The following is a 20,958-nucleotide window of genomic DNA, read 5'->3' as shown; positions in this document are numbered from 1 at the left end:
GGCGCGGATTTCGACAGTTGTCGGCGGGTCCGGGGCAAAGATCGTCCACGCGGACGGCGAACGGCCGGTCGCGGAGCGTGCTCCACGGCCGGCCGTCTCAGCGGTCGATGGTCAGGGGCGGCCCATGCCGCGGTACTCCCAGCCGGCCTGCGTCCACAGTGCCGAGTCCAGGCAGTTGCGCCCGTCGACCACCCGGCGGCCGGCGGCCAGCTCGCCGAGGGCGACGGGGTCGGCGTTGCGGAAGTCGGCCCACTCGGTGAGCACGCAGACGAGGTCGGCGCCGGTCACGGCCTCGTTGATGCCGGGCTCGTAGACCAGCTCGGGGGCCACCGCGCGGGCCCGCTCCATGCCCTGCGGGTCGTAGACGTGCACGTCGGCGCCGGCCTTGCGCAGCAGCGACGCGACGGCGAGCGCCGGGGCGTCGCGTACGTCGTCGGTGTTGGGCTTGAAGGTCGCGCCGAGCACGGCGATCCGGGTGCCGGACAGGTCCGGCCCGGCCGGCCCGGACCGGCGGCCGAGCAGCTCGGCGGCGAGCTGGACGACCCGGGTCCGGCGGCGCATGTTGATCAGGTCGACCTCGTGCAGGAAGCGCAGCGCCTCCCCGGCGCCGAGCTCCTGGGCGCGGGCCTGGAAGGCCCGGATGTCCTTGGGCAGGCAGGCGCCGCCGAAGCCGAGCCCGGCCTGGAGGAAGCGGTTGCCGATGCGGGGGTCGAAGCCGATGGCCCGGGCGAGGTGGGTGACGTCGCCGCCGGCGGCCTCGCAGACCTCGGCCATCGCGTTGATGAAGGAGATCTTGGTGGCGAGGAAGGCGTTCGCGGCGACCTTGACCAGCTCGGCGGTCGCGAAGTCGGTGACCACCAGGGGCACCTCGCGGTCCTCCGTGGCGGCCAGGTCGAAGACGCCCTTGTGGGCGGCGTAGAGCATGCCGTTGGCCCACTCGCTCTTGACGCCGACCACGATCCGGTTGGGCCGCAGCACGTCGTCGACGGCGAAGCCCTCCTGGAGGAACTCGGGGCTCCACGCCACCTCGACGCCGAGGTCGGCGGGGGTGTGCTTGCTCACCAGCTGCTCGACCCACTCGGCGGTGCCGACCGGCACGGTGGACTTGCCGACGATCAGCGCCTTGCGGGTCAGGTGCTGGGCCAGGCTGGTGACCGACGCCTCGACGTACGACAGGTCGGCGCCCATGCCGTCGGCGATCTGCGGCGTGCCGACGCAGATGAAGTGCACGTCGCCGAATTCGGCGACCTCGGCGATGTCCGTGCTGAACCGCAGCCGCCCGGCCGCCAGGTTGCGCTTGAGCAGCTCGTCCAGGCCCGGCTCGTGGATCGGCACCTCGCCGGCGTTCAGCATGGCGATCTTGTCGGCGTCGACGTCGAAGCCGAGGACCTCGTAGCCCAGCTCGGCGTAGCAGATGGCGTACGTCGCACCGAGGTAGCCGGTGCCCAGGAAGGTCACCCGTGGCCGCTGCGCGCCCGAGGGGGGCGTCACCGCGGCGATGGCGGGCATCGGCTGGGTGTTCGGGTACGGGATCGTCACGCCTGTCTTCTCCGCTCGCGCTGGCGCCGCGTCGTCGCGTCGCGTTCTGCTGCGGCGCCTGGGCGGGCACCGGAGGGACTCTATGCCTGTCACTTCCATCATCGCCGGGCGGCGTCGACGCTCGTCGTGCCATAGCCTACGCGGCGGTAACATCGCCTGGGGTTGGTCGCTATCCTTCAGTCTGCGCCGTCGACGGTCACAAGACGCTACAGACTGCGCATGATAGCGGTGAAGGGGAGGGGCCGACATGGCCGCAGAGCAGTCGTTCGACGTCTACCGGTTGCCGGAGGAGCACGAGGCGATCCGGGAGGCGGTCCGTGAGGTCTGTGCGGCCAAGGTGGCCCCGCATGCGGCCGAGGCGGACGAGACCGGTGAGTTCCCGAAGGCGTCCTACGACGCGTTGCGCGCCGCGGACTTCCACGCCCCGCACATCCCCGTCGAGTACGGCGGCGCGGGCGCGGACGCCCTGGCCACGGCCATTGTGATCGAGGAGGTGGCGCGGGCCTGCGCGTCGTCCTCGCTGATCCCCGCGGTCAACAAGCTGGGCACCATGCCGCTGCTGCTGGCGGGCTCGGAGGACCTCAAGCGCCGCTACCTGAGCCGCGTCGCGTCGGGCGACGCGATGTTCTCGTACTGCCTCTCCGAGCCGGAGGCGGGCAGCGACGCGGCCTCGATGACCACCCGCGCCGCGCGTGACGGCGATCACTGGGTGCTCAACGGCGTCAAGCGCTGGATCACCAACGCCGGGGTCTCGGAGTTCTACACGGTCTTCGCGGTGACCGACCCGACGGCCCGGTCCCGGGGCATCTCCGCGTTCGTGGTGGAGAAGTCCGACGCCGGGGTCAGCTTCGGCGCCCCGGAGAAGAAGCTCGGCATCAAGGGCTCGCCGACCCGCGAGGTCTACCTGGACAACGTCCGGATCCCGGCGGACCGCATGATCGGCGCCGAGGGCACCGGTTTCGCCACCGCGATGCGGACCCTGGACCACACCCGGGTCACCATCGCCGCGCAGGCCCTCGGCATCGCCCAGGGCGCGCTCGACTACGCCAAGGGGTACGTGCAGGAGCGCAAGCAGTTCGGCAAGGCGGTCGCCGAGTTCCAGGGCGTCCAGTTCATGCTCGCCGACATGGGCATGAAGCTGGAGGCGGCCCGGCAGTTGACGTACGCCGCCGCCGGCAAGTCGGAGCGCGGCGACGCCGATCTGACCTACTTCGGCGCGGCGGCCAAGTGCTTCGCCTCGGACGCGGCCATGGAGATCACCACCGACGCGGTGCAGCTGCTCGGCGGCTACGGCTACACCCGGGACTACCCGGTCGAGCGGATGATGCGCGACGCCAAGATCACCCAGATCTACGAGGGCACCAACCAGGTGCAGCGCATCGTGATGGCCCGCCAGCTCCTCAAGGACTGACCGGCCGTCGGGCGGGCCGGTCTCCCGGCCCGCCCGACGTGTCACCGGATCTCGGTCGTGTCCTCCGGCCGGTTGCCGGTGCGCGGCGGCGCCGACCACGGCGACTCGCCGCCGGTGCGGCGGGGCAGCGGCTCGGTCGGCGTCGAGTCGTCCGGGTAGCCCAGGGTCAGCGGGGCGGTGTCCTGGTCGGCCGAGCCGGCCGGGGGCCAGTCGGTCAGGGTGAAGTCGTCCCGTTCCGGGCCGGTCGCGGGCTCCGGCGCCACCTCGGCGGCCGGGCGCGGCCACCGGCGCCAGCGCTGCCCGCTGAACGTCGCCATGATCAGCAGCAGGCCGATCAGGAAGAGGGTGCCGTTCTCCACCGGCGCGTGCAGCGGCAGGGGGTCACCGAAGACCTTCCAGCCGTCCGGGATTCGGTCCCGCACCTCGAAGGGCGCGGCGAACATCCCCACGTACGGGGCGGCGAGCAGCAGCCCGGCCACCAGTGGGCCGAGCGGTGAGATGCGCAGCGTGCCGAGCAGGCCGAGCAGGATCCCGCCGACGGCGAGGTAGACGGCAGGCTCGATGAGATTGGCCGAGTTGGACGTGCCGATCTCGACCCAACGGTCGACGGTGCCCGCCGACCCGTCCTGCCCGAGGGTGACCAGCACCCACGTGACGGGTGCCACCACCAGCCCGGCGAGGAAGCTCCAGAGATGTCGCATCCGCGCACCGTACCGTTTCCGACATGACCGAGCACCCCTCCACCGCGCCGGCCGGTAAGCCGACCTCGTACTCCCGGGTCACCCTGAGCCGGATCATGACCGCTGTCGACGTCAACCTCTACGGCACCGTGCACGGCGGGGTGCTGATGAAGTTCATCGACGACGTGGCGGGGGCGGCGGCCGCCCGGCACAGCGGCGGCACGGCGGTCACCGCGGCCATCGACGAGATCGTCTTCGCCGAGGCGGTCCGGGTCGGCGACCTGGTGCACGCGCACGCCCAGGTGAACTGGACCGGGCAGACCTCGATGGAGGTGGGCGTCCGGGTGGAGGCCGAGCGGTGGGACTCGGCCGAGGACGAGCCGGTCGGGGTGGCCACCGCGTACCTCGTCTTCGTGGGCGTCGACGTCGGCGGCGCGCCCCGGGCGGTCCGGCCGGTGCTGCCCGAGACCGAGGAGGACGAACGGCGGTTCCGGGAGGCGGAGATCCGCCGGGCCCACCGCCTCGCCCGCCGCCGCGCCATCCAGGCCCACCGCGCCGGCTGAGACGTCGGGAAGGGCTCCTTCCGCCACCGCAGGCGTGCGGAAGGGGTCCTTCCTGGCACTTCCCACACAGGGTGGTGGTGGGGCATGTGGGTTCCGCACGTGCGCCGACGGGGGCCGGGTGCGGAGAATGGCGCTTCGAGGTAGGGCAAGATGGCGCCACGGCCCATTTCACAGTGTCGTGCGGGGCCAGGGGGAGGGTGGAGCAGTGGGTGACGTGCTGTGGACGCCGCCGGCGGACGTACGCGAGCGGTCCCGGATCGGGAACTACCTGCGCTGGCTGCGTGAGCACCGGGGCGTGGACTTCGCCGACTACGACGAGCTGTGGCGCTGGTCGGTCACCGACCTGGAGGCGTTCTGGCGGTCGGTCTGGGACCACTTCGAGGTGGTCGCCCACACCCCGCCGACCGCCACGCTGACCGACCGGGGGATGCCCGGCGCCCGCTGGTTCCCCGGCGCCACCCTGAACTACGCCGAGAACGTGCTGCGGATGCCCGGCCGGGCCGACGACGACCCGGTGGTGATCGCGCACGGCCAGACCCGGGCGCCGGTCACCCTCACCGCCGCCGGGCTGCGCGAGCAGGTCCGCCGGGTGGCGGCCGGGCTGCGCCGGCTCGGCGTCACCGCCGGCGACCGGGTGGCCGCGTACGCGCCGAACATCCCCGAGACGTACGTGCTGCTGCTGGCCACCAGCAGCCTGGGCGCGATCTTCTCCTCCTGCGCGCCCGAGTTCGGCACCCGCAGCGTCACCGACCGCTGGCAGCAGATCGAGCCGAAGGTCCTCGTCGCCGTGGACGGCTACCGGTACGGCGAGAAGCCGGTGGACCGGCGCGGCGAGGTGGCGGCGATCCGGGCCGCCCTGCCGTCGCTGGCGCACACCGTCGGCATCGCCTACCTCGACCCGGCCGGCCCGCCGCCCGAGGGCGCGCTCGCCTGGTCCGACCTGGCCGCCGAGACCGACGAGCCGCTGACCTTCACCCCGGTCGCCTTCGACCACCCGCTCTACGTGCTCTACTCCTCCGGCACGACCGGGCTGCCCAAGCCGATCGTGCACGGCCACGGCGGCATCCTGCTGGAGCATCTGAAGATGCTGGCCCTGCACCACGACCTGGGCCCGGCGGACCGGTTCTTCTGGTTCACCACTACCGGTTGGATGATGTGGAACTTCCTGGTCTCCGGGCCGGCGGTGGGCGCGGCGATCGTGCTGTTCGACGGCAACCCGGGCCACCCCGACCTGGGCGCGCTGTGGCGGCTGGCGGAGGAGACCGGCACCACGTACTTCGGCACGTCCGCGCCGTTCCTGCTGGCCTGCCGCAAGGCGGGGCTGGTGCCGAGGGCGATCGCCGACCTGACCGCGCTGCGCGGGGTCGGCTCGACCGGCGCCCCGCTGCCCGCCGAGGGCTTCACCTGGGTGTACGAGACCGTCGGCGACGACCTCCAGCTCCAGTCGCTCTCCGGCGGCACGGACGTCTGCACCGGCTTCGTGGGCGGGGTGCCGCTGCTGGCGGTGCACGCCGGGGAGATCACCTGTCGGGCGCTGGGCGCCAAGGTGGAGGCCCGCTCGGCCGACGGCACCCCGGTGATCGGCGAGCTGGGCGAGCTGGTGATCACCGAGCCGATGCCGAGCATGCCGGTGGGCTTCTGGAACGACCCGGACGGCGCCCGCTACCGGGAGGCGTACTTCGACCTCTACCCGGGCGTCTGGCGGCACGGCGACTGGATCACGATCAACGACCGGGGCGGCTGCGTGATCACGGGCCGCTCCGACGCCACCCTCAACCGGGGCGGCGTGCGGCTGGGCACCGCCGAGTTCTACTCGGTCGTCGAGGGGCTGGACGAGGTCGTCGACTCGGTGGTGGTGCACCTGGAGGACGACGAGGGCGGCGCCGGCGAGCTGCTGCTGTTCGTGGTGCTCGCCGAGGGCCTGGAGCTGGACGACGCGCTGCGGAAGAAGATCTGCCGGGAGCTGCGTACCGCCCTGTCGCCGCGGCACGTCCCGGACGAGATCCACCAGGTCCGCGCCGTGCCGCGCACCCTCTCGGCGAAGAAGCTGGAGGTGCCGGTGAAGAAGATCCTCACCGGCACCCCGGTCGACTCGGCGGCGGCCAAGGGCGCCCTGGCCAACCCGGAGTCCCTGTCGGCGTTCGCCGCGCTCGCCCAGCGCCGCGCCACCCACCCGGAGTCCACCCCCGCCTGACCCGACCGCGTCCACCCTGCCGGGCCCGCGCCCCCGGCAGGGGCGGGGTCAGGCAAGGGCGCGGGTGACCTTCTCCGTGGTCGTGCGGGAGGCGACGCGGGACCGGTCGAGGTTGGCGCAGAGGACCGAGCTGGCACCGGCCGCCAGCGGGGCGAGCAGCCAGTCGACCGGGTCGGGGTGCGCCCCCGTGTCGACCAGGACGCGGTCGTCGCGGGCGATGCCCAGCTCGCCCGCGCGCCGCCGCGCGCGCTCCACCAGATCCTCGCCGCCGCTGGCGTACGGGGTGAAGTGGTCCCCGTGCGCGCGCACCTCCAGGACGTAGTCGGCGAAGCCGGGCGGCACCTGCCGCATCGGCAGGGCGAACGGGTCGAGGGCGAGGACGTACCGCTCGCCGGCCGACCAGGTGTCCGCCTCGGCGAGCCGCGCGACGGCGGCGAAGAGCACCTCCACGTCGCCCGGCGTGTCGGCCACCCGCAGCCCGGCCGACCAGCATCCGAGCAGCACCGCCGCGGTCTGCCAGTGCGGCGGGAGCAGCACCCCGGCCGTGTCGCCGGGGCCCACGGCCACCTCGTCCACGAGCAGGTTGGCCGTCTTGGCCACCCAGTTCGCCAGCGTCGCGCCGGAGAGTTCGGTCCGCTCGCCGGTGGCGTCGTCGTACCAGGTCAGCAGCGGTCGGGTCGGGTCGGGCGCGATCGCGTCGGCGAACACCCGGGCAATGTTGTCGGCCATCGGCGCGAACGATACGCCCCCGCCGGCCGTACTCGAAGACAACGACAAGTCGGCGTACCGTCGGGTCGCAGTCAGCGTCCGACCCGGGCTCCGGCGTAGGCTTGCCCGGAGTGTTGTTCCCCACAGATCGCAGTGCAAGGAGTCGCCCCGTGACCGCCGGTCGCCCGCCCCGCGTGCTCATCGACGCCACGAGTGTCCCCGCCGACCGTGGCGGTGTCGGTCGATACGTCGACGGCCTGCTCGGCGCCCTCGGCAAGGTGTGCGGGTCGGGGGTGGAGCTGGCCGTGGTCAGCCTCCGCACCGACCTGGAGCGCTACACCCGGATGCTGCCCGGCGCGGAGATCATCCCCGCCCCGGCCGCCGTCGCGCACCGCCCCGCCCGGCTCGCCTGGGAGCAGACCGGCCTGCCGCTGCTCGCCCAGCAGGTGGGCGCGCAGGTGCTGCACTCGCCCTTCTACACCTGCCCGCTGCGCGCCGGCTGCCCGGTCACGGTGACCGTGCACGACGCGACGTTCTTCACCGAGCCGGAGCACTACGACAAGTCCCGGCGCACGTTCTTCCGCAGCGCCATCAAGACCTCCCTGCGCCGCGCCGACCGGGTGATCGTGCCGAGCAAGGCCACCCGCGACGAGCTGATCCGGCTGCTCGACGCCGACCCGACCCGGATCGACGTCGCCTACCACGGGGTCGACCACGCCGCCTTCCACGCGCCCAGCGAGGAGGAGAAGGCCCGGGTCCGCGCCCGGCTGGGGCTCGGGGACAGCAGCTACGTCGCCTTCCTCGGGGCCAAGGAGCCGCGCAAGAACGTGCCCAACCTGATCCGTGGCTGGGCCCGGGCGGTGGCCGACCGGGAGGACCCGCCGGCCCTGGTGGTCGCTGGCGGCCAGGGGCACGACGACGACATCGACCGCGCGGTGGCGGAGGTGCCGTCGCACCTGCGGCTGCTGCGCCCGGGTTACCTGCGCTACGCGGACCTGCCCGGCTTCCTCGGCGGGGCGCTGGTGGCCGCCTACCCGTCCTACGGGGAGGGTTTCGGCCTGCCGATCCTGGAGGCGATGGCGTGCGCCGCGCCGGTGCTCACCACGCCCCGGCTGTCGCTGCCGGAGGTGGGCGGCGACGCGGTGGCGTACACCAGCGAGGCCCCCGACCAGATCGCCGCCGACCTGGCGGCGCTGCTCGACGACGAGCAGCGGCGGTTGTCCCTGGCCAAGGCCGGTTTCGACCGGGCCAAGGAGTTCACCTGGGAGTCCAGCGCCGAGGTGCACATCGCCGCCTGGAGCCGGGCGCGTGCCTGACCCCGGAGCGGCGGGGTGGCAACCCGACGTCCGGTCGGGCCCGGTTCGGGCATGATGTGCTGATGCTCTACGCCGTCATCCCGGCGGGTGGCAGCGGCACGAGGTTGTGGCCGCTGTCCCGTGCCGGCCACCCCAAGTTCCTCCACCCGCTGACCGGTTCCGCCGTCTCGCTGCTCCAGGCCACGGTCGAGCGGCTGGGCCCGCTGACCACCGCCGAGCGCACACTGGTGGTCACCGGGACCGCGCACGTCGCGGCGGTGGCGCGCCAGCTCACCGGGCTGCCGGAGGAGAACATCCTGGTCGAGCCGTCGCCCCGGGACTCCTGCGCGGCGATCGCCCTGGCCGCCGCCGTCATCGCGCGGCGCGACCCGGAGGCGGTGATGGGCTCCTTCGCGGCCGACCACCTGATCGGCGACCCGGAGCGGTGGCGGGAGGTCGTCCGGGAGGCGGTACGCGGCGCCGAGCAGGGCCTGCTGATGACGGTGGGCATCACCCCGACGCGGGCCGAGACCGGCTACGGCTACCTCCAGACCGGCGACCCGGTCGGCGGCGGCCCGCTGCGCCCGGTCGCCGAGTTCAAGGAGAAGCCGAGCGCCGAGGTGGCGGAGGCGTACCTGCGCTCCGGGCGGCACCTCTGGAACGCCAGCATGTTCGTCTGGCGGGTCGACGTGTTCCTCGCCGAGCTGGCCCGCCAGCAGCCCGCCCTGCACGCCGGGATCGTCGCGATCGCCGAGGCGTGGGGCACCGAGGGGCAGGACGACGTGCTCGGCACGGTCTGGCCGACGCTGCCGAAGATCTCCGTCGACTACGCGGTGATGGAGGGCGCGGCGACCGCCGGGCGGGTGGCCACGGTGCCGGGCGACTTCGGCTGGAACGACGTCGGCGACTTCCACACGCTGGGCGAGGTGCTGCCGGCCGACCCGGACGGCAACGTGGTGCTCGGCGGCGACGCCAAGCCGGGGGTGCTGCTGCGGGACAGCTCCGGGCTGGTGGTGGTGCCGCACTCCGGGCGGCTGGTGGCCACCGTCGGAGTGCACGACCTGATCGTCGTCGACACCCCGGACGCGCTGCTGGTCTGCCCGCGCGACCGGGCGCAGGACGTCAAGAAGATCGTCGACGAGCTCAAGGAGCGGGGCGAAGAGGGGCTCGTCTGAGCGTCGCCAGGGCCGGGGCGACCAGTTTCGCCGTCCCGCCGGCCAGCGGCTCCGGCAGGTGATCCGGCGGGAACCAGGCCAGCGCCTCGGACTCGTCGCTGACCCGTTCCGTCGCGGCGGGCGGGGCGAGGACGGCGAACCGGACGTCGTAGTGCAGGGAGCCGCCCTGGCAGCTCACCGGGTGGATGTCCACGTCGATCGGGACCGGGTCGATCCGCAGGCCCGCGATCCCGGACTCCTCGCCGGCCTCGCGCAGGGCGGCGCCGGCGAGGGTCCGGTCGGCCGGCTCGCAGTGCCCGCCGAGCTGCACCCACTTCCGGAACTTGCCGTGCAGGCAGAGCAGCACCCGCGAGCCGGTGGCGTCGAGCACCAGCGCGCTCGCCGTGACGTGCCCGGCCCGGTGCGCCCGGCTCATCGCCACCGGCCCGGCGGCCAGCAGCCGTACGGTGCGGTCCCGGGCCTCGGCGGCGGCCGGGCCGGTCGGCTCCCAGCGCTCCAGCGTGGCGACGGCGTCGGCGTGCAGCGCCGCGTACGCCTCGGCGTCCGTCGGCGGCGACGTCCGGGGGTCGGCGGCGGCGGTGGGGGATTCGGGCATGGCGACACTGTACGAGCCGGCGCTTCGTACCCTGGCCGGGTGACCCTGCGACTGCTGGAATTCGTCGTGGCCGGCAACGAGGCCAGCGACCTGCTGCCGGTGCGCTCCGTGGCGTTGCTGCGCGCGCACGGCGCCCGGCGCGGCTTCTGGACGGTGCTCGACGAGGGGCCGGTGGAGCGCTGCCTGGCCCTGCTGCTGGAGCGCGACGACGGCGAGTGGGTCGCCCAACACGTGACCGCCGACGCCGGGGCCGAGAACGGCCGGACGGAGGACGGCGAGGCCCTGGCCCACCACGACGGCTGGGTCTACGTCTTCGGCTCGCACTTCGGCTCGAAGGGCGGCCCGCTGCGCCCGCGACGCGCCTTCGTGGCCCGGTTCCGGGAGGACGACGCGGCGGGCGGCACGCTGCCGGTGCAGGTGGTGCGCAACCGGTTCCGACTGCACCGGGCGGTCAACGACGCGCTGCTCAAGGCGCCGTTCACCCCGCTGCCGCCGGGCGCGCGGGTGCGGGCCCGGTTCATCGGGGAGACCGTCGCGCGCGGCACCGCCCGGTCGAAGGGCTGGGTCAGCCGACTCGTCCCCGACGACCTGCCGCTGAACGTCGAGGCTGCCGCCTTCACGCCGGCCGGCAGCGTCCTGATCGGACTCCGCTTCCCGGTCACGGCCGACGGCGAGCCGATCCTGGTCGAGCTGACCGGCGTGCCGGGCATGTTCGACCCCGTGCCGGCCTGGCCGGAGGCCGTGGGCGCGTACGTGTTGACCGGGGTGACCCCGCCCGGCGCGCTCGCCGGATTCCGGGCGATCGCCCCCACCGACGACGGCTACGCGGCGGTCGTCGGGTCCATCGACGCGCTCGGCAAGGGCTCGGTGCTGCTCGACGAACACCCGACCGGCGGCGACGTCACCTCCCGGCACGTCCGGTTCCCGCCGCCCGGCGACGGGCATCTGGTCCCCGGCGAGCTGGTGGCCGACCTGGCGCCGTTCCACCACGTGGAGGGGCTGGCCGAGCTGGACGGGCGCAGCTTCTACGTCACCGACGAGGACCACCGCGTGGCGCTCTGGGTGGGCTGAACGGGCGGGCGCCGGCCGACGCGGGGGAGCCACGGCGGGCCGGCGGCCGGGCGGCACCTCTGCGGAGCAGACCCCGCAGACCCTCGTGGTGCCGCCCGCCCCCCGGCCCTCCCCGTCCCCCAGGGCGCCCCGGTCCGCGAGCGCGTCGCCGACGCGCCCGTCCCCGTGTGCGGGCAGTGGAAGCATGCCCAACCGCCACCATGGACGTCGAGGTTTTTCAGCTCAGGCTTAAAGACGGAGATAAGTGCCGCCCGGGTAGGCTGCAACGGTCACCCGGCATCCCCCCGGCCGGGCGACACGGGAGCACTCCATGCTGAAGATCTATTTCTCCGCCGAGGACATCCTCCGGACCCGGGTGGCTCCGGCTGCGGACCCGGTGTGGGAACTGGTCCTCAGTCTGCACCTGCTGCCGGGCCGCGGCCGGGACCCGCTGCTGGCGGGCTGGCGGCGCAGCGTGACCCGGGCACTGCGCCAGGGCGTCGGGTCCCCCGGCCTGAGGCTCCTCCTGTCGCTCAATCCGCCCCGCGGCTACTTCCCCGACTTCCTCACCCCCTACCAGAGCGTGTCCGGGTTCGAGGCCGGCATGGAGGCGGTCCGGAGCACTCCGGTGTCGCTGCTGCAACGCGACCTGTCGCTGCTCGCCACCGGCCACACCCTGCCGGCCGGCGCCGCCGCGGTGGCCCGGGGCGAGCCGGGCACGCTGCGCGACCTGACCGGCGCGATGGCGCAGTACCGCGACCTGGCGATCGACCCGTACTGGGCCCGGATCCAGGCGGCCGTGGAGGCCGACCGGTCCCGGCGGGCCCGGGCGCTGCTCGACGGCGGGGTGGAGGCGCTGCTGGCCAGCCTGCGGCCCGCCATGCACTGGGAGTCCGGGGTGCTCCAGGTCCGCGGCTACCCGCACAGCCGCGAGCTGCACCTGGACGGGCGCGGCCTGCTGCTGGTGCCCTCGTTCTTCTGCGCGCCCACCCCGGTGGCCCTGCTCGACCCGGCGCTCCCCCCGGTCCTGGTCTACCCGGTGGACCGGCTGGGCGGGCTGCTGCCGGCGCCCGCCGAGGGCGCCGGCCCGGGCACGCCGGACACCGGACGGGAGGCGCTGGCCGCGCTGCTCGGCCGCACCCGGGCCGCCGTGCTGGCGGTCAGCGACGACGGCTGCACCACCGGGGAGGTGGCCCGCCGGCTGAACATCTCACCGGCCGCCGCCAGCCAGCACACCACCGTGCTGCGCAATGCCGGCCTGCTGGTCAGCCACCGCGACCGCAACACCGTCCTGCACACCCTCACCCCGCTGGGGCGGGCGATGCTCAACTCCTGAGCGCCGAGCCCGCTCCCGCACCCCGCCCCGTCCACCTTGCGCCCGCCGCGCGGGCGGGGCGGGAAACCGGGGGCGGGAGGCCCGTCAGAGGGCCAGGCAGGCGGCGGCGGGGGCGCCGGCGGGCGGGGGGAGCGGCAGCGAGGCGACGCCCTCCGCCGCCAGGGCGGCGCGCAGGCGGTGCAGGTCGGCGCCGAAGCGGACCAGCTCGGCCGGGCCGGCCGGGGCGGCCGGGGAGCCGAGCACCAGCGCCGTCGCCTCCGCCGGCCAGCCGGGCACGGCGGTGACCATCCCGGCGCGTACGGCCTCGTCGGTGACCAGGGTGAACTCCGTGCCGGGCGCGACCACGCCGGCGACCGCGGCGATCGCCCGCCGCACCGCGTCCCGGTCGGGCGGGGTCGGATTGGGGGCGTCCGGCAGGTTGGCGGCGGCGGCCAGCCCGGCCGCCTTCGCCTCGGCGGTGCCCAGCGAGAAGAGGTCCATCGCGGCGTCCCGGACCAGCGTCGCCGCGCCGGCGCCGTCGTCCGGCCGGGGCGCGGTGAGGTAGCCGCGCACCACGGCGACCGGCACCTGGTCGCACTTGCCCTTGATCAGCTCGCCCGCGCCGGCCAGCTCGTCCACGACCGCCATCTGGGTGAGCTGGAGTTCGTTGCCGTACGGGTCGAACTCGCCCCGGTGGTCGCGGATCGCGTCCATGCCGGCGACGCCGAGCGCCACGTCGGTGAGCCCGTTGCGCCAGGGCCGGCCCATCGTGTCGGTGATGATCACCGCGACGTCGACGTGGTGGCGGTCGCGCAGGGCGGCGCGCAGCGCCCGGGCCGAGGCGTCCGGGTCCACCGGGAGCAGCACCAGCCGGGTCTTGTCGACGTTCGAGGCGTCGATCCCGGCCGAGGCCATCACGAAGCCGTGGTGGGTCTGCACGATCCGGGTCGCGCCCCGGGTCGCCACCACCCGCGCCGTCTCGGCAGCCAGCACCTCGTCCCGCGCGGCGAGCCGCTCCGGCCCGTCCGCCGGGACGTCCACCAGCCGCCCCTCCGACTTCGAGACGATCTTGCTGGTCACCACCAGCACGTCGCCGTCGCGCAGCCACGGCGCGGCGTTCGCGATCAGGGCGGCCAGGTCGTCGCCCTCGGACACGTGACCGATGCCCGGCACCGGCAGGATCTCCAGCCTCATGTCAGCTCCAGCGCGGCGCGGACCATGGCCGCCGTCGCCGTCTCGTCGGTCATCAGCAGCGGCACCGCGCGCACCGTCACCTCCGGCACCACGACGCCGGCGTCCTCCTCGGCGACCAGCCAGCCGTCGAGCAGCCCGCCGGCCGCCCGGCCGCCGTAGAGGCGGCCCACCCCGGCCGCGCTGCACTCGACCCCGAGCACCTCTAGGCAGCGGTCCGCCATGCCGCGTACCGGCGCGCCGCCGATGATCGGTGAGACGCCGACCACCGGGGCGGGGCCGTCGGCGACCGCCTCGCGCAGCCCGGGCACGGCCAGGATCGGGGCGACGCTCACCACGGGGTTGCTCGGCGCGATCAGCACCACGTCGGCCCCGGCGATCGCCGCCACGACGCCGGGCGCCGGCTTCGCCGTCTCCGCGCCGACGAAGACGAACCGGTGGGTGGGGACGTTTCCGCGGTGGCGCACCCACCACTCCTGGAAGTGGATCGCCCGTTGGCCGCCGTCGGGCCCGTCCGCGCCGGACTCGCCCGCGACCGCCGGCCCGCTCACCACCACGTGCGTCTCCAGGCGGTCGTCGGTCGCCGGCAGCAGGCGTACGCCGGGCTGCCAGCGGGTGGCGAGCGCCTCGGTGACCGCGTGGAGCGGGTAGCCGGCGTTGAGCATGGTCGTGCGCACCAGGTGGGTGGCGACGTCCCGGTCGCCGAGCCCGAACCAGGTCGGCTCGGCGCCGTACGCGGCCAGTTCCTGCTTGACCGTCCAGCTCTCGTCGACGCGGCCCCAGCCCCGCTCGGGGTCGGCGCCGCCGCCCAGCGTGTACATGACGCTGTCGAGGTCGGGGCAGACCTTGAGCCCGTGCAGGAACAGGTCGTCGCCGACGTTGACCACGGCGGTCACCTCGGCGCCGACCTCGCGGGCGTACGCCCGGACGCCGAGCAGGAAGCGGGCGCCCCCGATGCCGCCCGTCAGAACCACGATGCGCATGCCGAACATCCTCGCGCACGAGCCGCCTCGGATCCGTCGCTGGCCCGGGAGACTAGGCTCACGTCGGCAACTGTCCGCTTTCGCCCCGAGGGGGATCCCGTGACCAGCCCCGCCGAGCCCGCGTCCACCGACGCGACGCAGGCCAGCCAACTGACCAAGCCGCTGCGGGAACTCGCCGCGCTCGTGCTCCTCGGTGCGAACGCCGTGTTCCTCTTCGTCGGCCTGATCCGGTTGCTGACGCCGGCCGAGTACGTACCCTTCGCGGGCCGAGCGGGTAACGCCTTCCCCGCCTTCGTCGGCATCGAGACGGTGGCCCTGCCGCTGCTGGCCGTGCTGCTCGCCACGCACGTGCGCCCCCCGGCGCCGAAGGCGAAACTGATCACCCAGGTCGCCCTCGGTGAGTACGCGTTCAGCGCGCTGTTCGGCGTGCTGACCTTCCTGGTCTGGACGCTCGAACTGCTGTCCCAGGGCGAGGTCCTCGACGCCTTCCTCGGCCTGCTGTCCCGGGTGGCCTGGCTGGGGCTCCTCGCGCTCGCCGCGTTCGTCGTCTTCAAGATCTGGCGCACCCTGTACTACGTCCCGAAGCCGGAGGCCCAGCCCGGCGTGTACGGCCAGCCGCAGCCCGGTTGGCCGCAGCAGCAGGGCGGCTACCCGGCCCCGGGTCAGCCTGGCCAGCTGGGTCAGCCTGGCCAGCAGATCCCCGGTCAGCCGGGCGCCTGGCCGGCCCCCGGCCCGTACGGCGCCCCGTACGGCCAGCAGCCGGCGCCGTTCGGTGGCCCGCAGGCGACCCCGCCGTTCAACCCGGCGCCGCAGCCGGGCCCGCCGGCCGCCACCGCGCCGCAGTCGGCGCCCCCGTTCGGGCCGTCGCCGACCGCCCCGCCGTTCGGGCCGCCGGCCTCGGCCGAACCGACCCAGGCGATCCCGCGCCAGTCCGTCGAGCCCACCCAGTCGATTCCGCGCCCCACGGACGGGGAGCCGGAGCACACCCAGCGCATCAACCCGGGCGACACCCCCGACGCCCCGCGCTGACCGGGCGGCACCACCGCATCCGAGCGCCCCGCACGACCCCGTGCGGGGCGCTCGCGTTTTCCCCGGACGCCCGGCCCCCGGCCCCCAGCCCCCCAGCCCCCGGCGTCCGGCGTCCGGTGCCCGGCGTCCGGCTGGGCGGTCGGTCCGGGGGCCGGCCCGGGGCGGGGCGAGGGGTGAGTGCCCATGTTCACGGTGTGGGCCGGGCGGGCGGGATGCGGCCGGCGAGCGCCTAGGCTGGGCGGATGGTTGATCGCATCGAGCCCGGCCCGAGTGACGCGAGCGTGCGGCGGGCGCTGCGCCGGGCGGCGACCGGGCGGGCGCTCGACGTCGACGAGGCCACCGCGCTGCTGAGCGCCCGGGGCGACGCGCTGGACGAACTGCTCGACGTCGCCGGCGCGGTCCGCGACGCCGGGCTGCGCGAGGCCGGGCGGCCGGGCGTGGTGACGTACTCGAAGAAGGTCTTCATCCCCCTCACCCGGCTGTGCCGGGACCGCTGCCACTACTGCACGTTCGCCACCGTGCCGCACCGCCTGCCGGCGGCGTTCCTCGACCGCGACGAGGTCCTCGCCATCGCGCGGGCGGGCGCGGCCCAGGGCTGCAAGGAGGCCCTGTTCACGCTCGGCGACCGGCCGGAGGAGCGCTGGCCGGCGGCCCGGCAGTGGCTGGACGAGCGCGGCTACGACTCCACCCTGGACTACCTGCGCGCCTGCGCGGTGGCGGTGCTGGAGGAGACCGGGCTGCTGCCCCACCTGAACCCGGGCGTGCTGTCCTGGTCGGAGTTGCAGCGGCTGAAGCCCGTCGCGCCCAGCATGGGGATGATGCTGGAGACCACGGCGACCCGGCTCTGGTCGGAGCCGGGCGGCCCGCACTTCGGCTCGCCGGACAAGGAGCCGGCGGTCCGGCTCCGGGTGCTCGACGACGCGGGCCGGGTCGGGGTGCCGTTCACCACCGGCATCCTGATCGGCATCGGCGAGACCCCCGCCGAGCGGGTCGACGCGATCTTCGCCATCCGGCGCGCCAACCGGGAGTACGGCCACCTCCAGGAGGTGATCGTGCAGAACTTCCGCGCCAAGCCGGACACGGCGATGCGCGGGATGCCCGACGCGGAGCTGCACGACCTGGCCGCCACGGTGGCGGTGACCCGGGTGGTGCTCGGGCCGAAGGCCCGCATCCAGGCCCCGCCGAACCTCATCGAGGGCGAGTACGACCTGCTGCTGCGGGCCGGCATCGACGACTGGGGCGGCGTCTCCCCGTTGACCCCGGACCACGTCAACCCCGAGCGTCCCTGGCCCCACCTGGACGAGTTGGCCCGGCAGACGGAGAAGGCCGGGTTCACCCTGCGCGAGCGGCTGACGATCTACCCCGAGTACGTGCGGGCCGGCGACCCGTGGCTCGACCCGCGCCTGCTGCCGCACGTCGGCGCGCTGGCCGACCCGGCGACCGGGTTGGCCGTCGAGGAGGCGCGGCCGGTGGGCCGGCCCTGGCAGGAGCCCGACGAGACGTACGGCGGCCGGACCGACCTGCACGCCACCATCGACACCACCGGGCGCACCGGCGACCGGCGCGGCGACTTCGACCACGTCTACGGCGACTGGTCGGAGGTGGCCGGCAAGGTCACCGCCGGGGGCGGGGGCGGGACCGACCGCGACCTGCGGGCCGGGCTGCGGCTGGCCGCCGACGACCCGGCGGCGCTGCTCGACCCGCGGCACGCCGACGCCGCGCTGGCGCTGTTCGCCGCCGACGGGCCGGCGCTCGACGAGCTGTGCCGGCTCGCCGACGACGCCCGCCGGGCGGCGGTCGGCGACGACGTGACGTACGTGGTCAACCGCAACATCAACTTCAGCAACGTCTGCTACGTCGGGTGCCGGTTCTGCGCCTTCGCCCAGCGGGAGCGGGACGCCGACGCGTACCGGCTCTCGGTGGAGCAGGTCGCCGACCGGGCCGAGGAGGCGTGGGCGGCCGGTGCCAGCGAGGTCTGCCTCCAGGGCGGCATCGACCCGAAGCTGCCGGTGACCGTCTACGCCGACCTGGTCCGGGCGATCAAGGCGCGGGTGCCGGGGATGCACGTGCACGCGTTCTCGCCGATGGAGATCGTCACCGCCGCCGCCAAGGCCGGCGTGTCCGTGCGGGAGTGGCTGACGGGGCTGCGCGACGCCGGGCTGGACACCATCCCGGGGACCGCCGCCGAGATCCTCGACGACGACGTGCGCTGGGTGCTCACGAAGGGCAAGTTGCCGGCCGCCGCCTGGGTCGAGGTGGTCGGCACGGCCCACGAGCTGGGCATCCGGTCCAGCTCCACGATGATGTACGGCCACGTGGACCACCCCGCGCAGTGGCTCGCGCACTTCCGGGTGCTGGCCGGGTTGCAGGACCGCACCGGCGGCTTCACCGAGTTCGTGGCGCTGCCGTTCGTGCACACCAACGCGCCGATCTACCTGGCCGGCATCGCCCGCCCCGGGCCGACCTGGCGGGAGAACCGGGTGGTGCACGCGATGGCCCGGCTGCTGCTGCACGGCCGGATCGACAACATCCAGTGCTCCTGGGTGAAGCTCGGCGACGAGGGCACGGCGGCGATGCTGCGGGGCGGCTGCAACGACCTCGGCGGCACGCTGATGGAGGAGACGATCTCCCGGATGGCCGGTTCCGGCAACGGTTCGGCGCGTACCGAGGAGCAGTTGATCGCCATCGCGGCGGCCGCCGGACGTCCGGCCCGCAAGCGCACGACCGCGTACGGCAGCCCTCGGCCGTAGGGCCTTTCCCTGTTGCCGGCCCGGCGCGGGTTCCCGGGCGCCGGCCGAGCCTCGATCCATTTCGCACGGTTGGCTTCTTCGAGTTCGGCGACGACGTGCGATACGAGATCCATATCGACAACGACGGTGACGGGCGGCCCGACGTCACCTACCGGTTCGAATTCACCACCGGGATCACGAATCCGAACGGCTTTCTCTGCCGCCGGGGCTGAGCGCCGCCGACGTGACGACGCCGTTCCTCCCCGGCTTGCCCCAAGCGGGTACGCCGGGTTCACCGACCCGCCGGCGTCGTCCTCGATCTCGGCGGCGACATCGGCGCCCTGATCATCTACCCGGGACGAAACCCGCACGGCCGGGAGATCGAGGGTGAGCCGGGGACGACGAGCCGCGTACGCACTCGGCGGCCCGGGAGCGCCGGGTGCGGAACGGGGCGTTCCACAGTGCCGTACGCCCGGAGCCGCCCGCCGGCGTCCGTACCGTCTGGTGGGACGATCGGCCGCCGGCCGGCCGGGTCGGCGTCGCCGCCGGCGTGATCGCCGGGTTCACGTGGCCGACCAGCTTTCCTCCGGTCTCCGACCGAGCCGACCGGCGCCGCCCGCAGCAGCGCTCCGTCCACATTGTGGAAGTGATGCCGTCGGTCGTTTCCGGCTCGACGGGCGGCCGACGCGAACTCGGGTTAACCTTGTCCCCCACCAAGATCAACGATGTGGTGGGTGGTCTTTCGGGGGTCTCCATCGGCCTGTCCGGTCGGGCCGGCGGGGAAGCGCCACGGGAGAAAACTCGGGCAACTCGCCGGAGAGGGCGTTACTCGGCCGGGGTCTGAATCGATAGGGCAGGTTGCGAGGCCGGGCGGCCGGGTGGTCGTCCGGAGTGTTGTCGGGAGGGCGACTCCATTATCAAGTTCGGCTTGACGGCGCACGCATTACACGCGTGTAATTTGAATGGGGTTGTTCGCACGGTACGCAACAAATCGGGACCGGACGGACACGCGCGCCTTTCGCGTGGGGGGTTGCAGCGGCGATGACGCCGGTGCGCGACAAGGAGGCATTTGATGGACGGCCAGCTTGAGGTGGCCGACCTGCTCGGAAACGCGCCGGAGTGGCAGGAGCGGGCGCTCTGCTCGCAGACCGATCCGGAGGCGTTCTTCCCCGAGAAGGGCGGCTCGACCCGCGAGGCGAAGCGGATCTGCTCGCGCTGCGAGGTCAAGACGGAATGCCTCGAATACGCTCTCGGGCACGACGAGCGGTTCGGGATCTGGGGTGGGCTCTCGGAGCGGGAGCGGCGCAAGCTCAAGCGGCGGGCCGCCTGAGCGTTGCCGGGCCGGGGCGGTGGGGGCCGCCCGGCTCAGGCGCAGTCCAACCGGTCGCCGTTCGCGGCGGCATCCGGCGGGGCGGCTCAGGCCAGCTCGTCCGGATCGACCCCGAGCAGGTTGGCCACCTGCTCGATGATCACGTCGTGCACGAGATCCGCGAGATCCTCGCGGTCCATGGCGCGGAACTCCAGCGGCCGGCGGTAGAGCACGATCCGCGGGGGCACCTCCTGCCGGCCCGGCCGGCCGGGCAGCAGCCGGGCGAGCGGCACCTCGCCGTCCTCCAGCACGTCGGAGTCGTAGACGTTCAGGTCCGGTGGGACGTCCTCCACCGCGAACTCGACCCCGGCCAGTTCCTTCGCGAACCGCCGTTCCAGGGTCTCGACGGTGTCCAGCACGAGGTCGTCGAAGATCTCCGCCTTCGTCCGCGCCAGCGGCACCGTCGCCGGCACCAGCCGCCCGCGCAGGCCGCGCCCGTGCCGGTCACGGTGGGCGCGCCGGCCGGGACCGGGGCGGCGGTGTTCCGGGCTCGTCATGAGGGACAGGTTAGCTCCCGTACCGACCTGGCCTGCGGCAGCGCGGCGGGTGTGGCGCGGCGCGGGTCGCGTCGGACCGAATTGTGATCACCGTGACGGGCGTGTCGCAACGCGAAGCAGTGCGCTGGACCCGGTAATGGGGATACCCTGCCGCCGTGAGGTCACCACGGCGCTGCTCCCGTAACGGCTGCCCCCGGCAAGCGGTCGCCACGCTGACCTATGTCTACAACGAGTCGACAGCCGTGGTGGGGCCGCTGGCCGCCTTCGCCGAGCCGCACACCTACGACCTCTGCGAGCCGCACGCCCGCAGCCTGACCGCGCCACGCGGTTGGGACGTGGTCCGGCACGAGGGCGAGTTCGAGCCCCCGCCGCCCACCACCGACGACCTGGTCGCGCTCGCCGAGGCCGTCCGCGAGGCCGCCCGCCCGGTGGCCCCCCGCCCACCAGAGGGCGACGAGAGCCTCAACACGGCCCCCCAGACGGGCCGCCGCGGCCACCTCCGCGTCATCCCCCCCACCCACTAACCCCTCCCGGCCCCCCCGGGCCCCGCCTCCGCGCGTTGATCATGAAGTTGTTGGCACGAGCTTCGGGGGCGTGTCGCGGCAACAACCTCATGATCAACGGGTTCAGGGTGG

18 protein-coding genes and 1 pseudogene are annotated in these 20,958 nt (G+C 74.2%); 12 read left to right on the top strand and 7 right to left on the bottom strand.

The window, feature by feature from the left end; genetic code table 11:
* Nucleotides 1–111: 111 nt before the first annotated feature.
* On the bottom strand, nt 112–1,539 hold the full coding sequence (locus ACZ6O2_RS03005) for a UDP-glucose dehydrogenase family protein (protein ID WP_350703284.1): 1,428 nt from the start codon (nt 1,537–1,539) through the stop codon (nt 112–114).
* Nucleotides 1,540–1,786: 247 nt separating this feature from the next.
* Between ACZ6O2_RS03005 and ACZ6O2_RS03000 the strand changes: the two genes are divergently transcribed.
* Nucleotides 1,787–2,950 carry an acyl-CoA dehydrogenase family protein gene (locus tag ACZ6O2_RS03000; protein WP_466021823.1) on the top strand — a complete coding sequence of 388 codons (1,164 nt, stop codon included), beginning with the start codon at nt 1,787–1,789 and terminating at the stop codon, nt 2,948–2,950.
* Nucleotides 2,951–2,991: 41 nt separating this feature from the next.
* Here the strand turns inward: ACZ6O2_RS03000 and ACZ6O2_RS02995 are convergent, their stop codons facing one another.
* Complete coding sequence (locus ACZ6O2_RS02995) at nt 2,992–3,651, bottom strand: hypothetical protein (RefSeq protein WP_350703280.1); 660 nt, start codon at nt 3,649–3,651, stop codon at nt 2,992–2,994.
* A gap of 23 nt (nt 3,652–3,674) precedes the next feature.
* Between ACZ6O2_RS02995 and ACZ6O2_RS02990 the strand changes: the two genes are divergently transcribed.
* Together ACZ6O2_RS02990 and ACZ6O2_RS02985 are read left to right on the top strand one after the other, a co-directional pair.
* Nucleotides 3,675–4,193: an acyl-CoA thioesterase gene (locus ACZ6O2_RS02990; protein WP_350703278.1), complete on the top strand. Its 519-nt coding sequence runs from the start codon at nt 3,675–3,677 to the stop codon at nt 4,191–4,193.
* 205 nt (nt 4,194–4,398) lie between these two features.
* Nucleotides 4,399–6,387, top strand: a complete 1,989-nt coding sequence (locus ACZ6O2_RS02985; protein ID WP_466021822.1) for an acetoacetate--CoA ligase — start codon at nt 4,399–4,401, stop codon at nt 6,385–6,387.
* A 48-nt stretch (nt 6,388–6,435) separates the two neighbouring features.
* On the opposite strand, the gene ACZ6O2_RS02980 is transcribed toward ACZ6O2_RS02985, so the two are convergent.
* On the bottom strand, nt 6,436–7,116 hold the full coding sequence (locus ACZ6O2_RS02980) for a TIGR03089 family protein (RefSeq protein WP_466021821.1): 681 nt from the start codon (nt 7,114–7,116) through the stop codon (nt 6,436–6,438).
* A 149-nt stretch (nt 7,117–7,265) separates the two neighbouring features.
* Between ACZ6O2_RS02980 and ACZ6O2_RS02975 the strand changes: the two genes are divergently transcribed.
* Together ACZ6O2_RS02975 and ACZ6O2_RS02970 are read left to right on the top strand one after the other, a co-directional pair.
* The gene (locus ACZ6O2_RS02975) at nt 7,266–8,411 is read left to right on the top strand and encodes a glycosyltransferase family 4 protein (RefSeq protein WP_350703273.1); all 1,146 of its coding nucleotides are present in this window, start codon (nt 7,266–7,268) and stop codon (nt 8,409–8,411) included.
* 62 nt (nt 8,412–8,473) lie between these two features.
* A complete protein-coding gene (locus tag ACZ6O2_RS02970) occupies nt 8,474–9,565 on the top strand; it encodes a mannose-1-phosphate guanylyltransferase (protein ID WP_466021820.1) in 1,092 nt (363 codons plus the stop codon).
* On the opposite strand, the gene ACZ6O2_RS02965 is transcribed toward ACZ6O2_RS02970, so the two are convergent.
* On the bottom strand, nt 9,534–10,160 hold the full coding sequence (locus ACZ6O2_RS02965) for an NUDIX hydrolase (RefSeq protein ID WP_466021819.1): 627 nt from the start codon (nt 10,158–10,160) through the stop codon (nt 9,534–9,536). The genes ACZ6O2_RS02970 and ACZ6O2_RS02965 overlap by 32 nt on opposite strands.
* Nucleotides 10,161–10,199: 39 nt before the next feature.
* Here ACZ6O2_RS02965 and ACZ6O2_RS02960 point away from each other — a divergent pair, with 39 nt between their 5' ends.
* Complete coding sequence (locus ACZ6O2_RS02960) at nt 10,200–11,231, top strand: hypothetical protein (protein WP_466021818.1); 1,032 nt, start codon at nt 10,200–10,202, stop codon at nt 11,229–11,231.
* A 310-nt stretch (nt 11,232–11,541) separates the two neighbouring features.
* Nucleotides 11,542–12,546: an ArsR/SmtB family transcription factor gene (locus ACZ6O2_RS02955; RefSeq protein WP_466021817.1), complete on the top strand. Its 1,005-nt coding sequence runs from the start codon at nt 11,542–11,544 to the stop codon at nt 12,544–12,546.
* A gap of 84 nt (nt 12,547–12,630) precedes the next feature.
* Here ACZ6O2_RS02955 and ACZ6O2_RS02950 read toward each other — a convergent pair whose 3' ends face one another.
* Nucleotides 12,631–13,719 (bottom strand): coenzyme F420-0:L-glutamate ligase, encoded by a 1,089-nt coding sequence (locus ACZ6O2_RS02950; protein ID WP_466021816.1) that lies wholly within the window; start codon nt 13,717–13,719, stop codon nt 12,631–12,633.
* Nucleotides 13,716–14,699, bottom strand: coding sequence for a 2-phospho-L-lactate transferase (gene cofD, locus ACZ6O2_RS02945; protein ID WP_466021815.1), 984 nt, complete (start codon nt 14,697–14,699; stop codon nt 13,716–13,718). The genes ACZ6O2_RS02950 and cofD overlap by 4 nt, the downstream gene beginning before the upstream one ends.
* 99 nt (nt 14,700–14,798) lie before the next feature.
* On the opposite strand from cofD, the gene ACZ6O2_RS02940 reads away from it, so the two are divergent.
* The 4 genes and pseudogenes from ACZ6O2_RS02940 to ACZ6O2_RS02925 all read left to right on the top strand — a co-directional run bounded on the left by ACZ6O2_RS02940 (nt 14,799) and on the right by ACZ6O2_RS02925 (nt 19,787).
* Entirely contained in the window at nt 14,799–15,728 is a 930-nt protein-coding gene (locus ACZ6O2_RS02940; RefSeq protein WP_466021814.1) for a hypothetical protein, read from the top strand.
* A 242-nt stretch (nt 15,729–15,970) separates the two neighbouring features.
* Nucleotides 15,971–18,478 carry a bifunctional FO biosynthesis protein CofGH gene (locus ACZ6O2_RS02935; RefSeq protein ID WP_466021813.1) on the top strand — a complete coding sequence of 836 codons (2,508 nt, stop codon included), beginning with the start codon at nt 15,971–15,973 and terminating at the stop codon, nt 18,476–18,478.
* Nucleotides 18,479–18,561: 83 nt separating this feature from the next.
* A pseudogene (locus ACZ6O2_RS02930) lies at nt 18,562–18,690 on the top strand (DUF4331 family protein); the annotation flags it as partial.
* Between the two features lie 839 nt (nt 18,691–19,529).
* Nucleotides 19,530–19,787 (top strand): WhiB family transcriptional regulator, encoded by a 258-nt coding sequence (locus tag ACZ6O2_RS02925; protein ID WP_007455784.1) that lies wholly within the window; start codon nt 19,530–19,532, stop codon nt 19,785–19,787.
* 86 nt (nt 19,788–19,873) lie between these two features.
* Here the strand turns inward: ACZ6O2_RS02925 and ACZ6O2_RS02920 are convergent, their stop codons facing one another.
* The gene (locus ACZ6O2_RS02920) at nt 19,874–20,323 is read right to left on the bottom strand and encodes a metallopeptidase family protein (protein ID WP_089001916.1); all 450 of its coding nucleotides are present in this window, start codon (nt 20,321–20,323) and stop codon (nt 19,874–19,876) included.
* A 155-nt stretch (nt 20,324–20,478) separates the two neighbouring features.
* Between ACZ6O2_RS02920 and ACZ6O2_RS02915 the strand changes: the two genes are divergently transcribed.
* Nucleotides 20,479–20,847 (top strand): DUF3499 domain-containing protein, encoded by a 369-nt coding sequence (locus tag ACZ6O2_RS02915; RefSeq protein ID WP_350703254.1) that lies wholly within the window; start codon nt 20,479–20,481, stop codon nt 20,845–20,847.
* The last annotated feature ends 111 nt before the right edge of the window (nt 20,848–20,958 follow it).

This window comes from Micromonospora sp. NPDC048040, from assembly GCF_055587185.1.
Note: the sequence above shows the minus strand (reverse complement) of the source record. Positions and strands in the feature narration are given on the sequence as shown.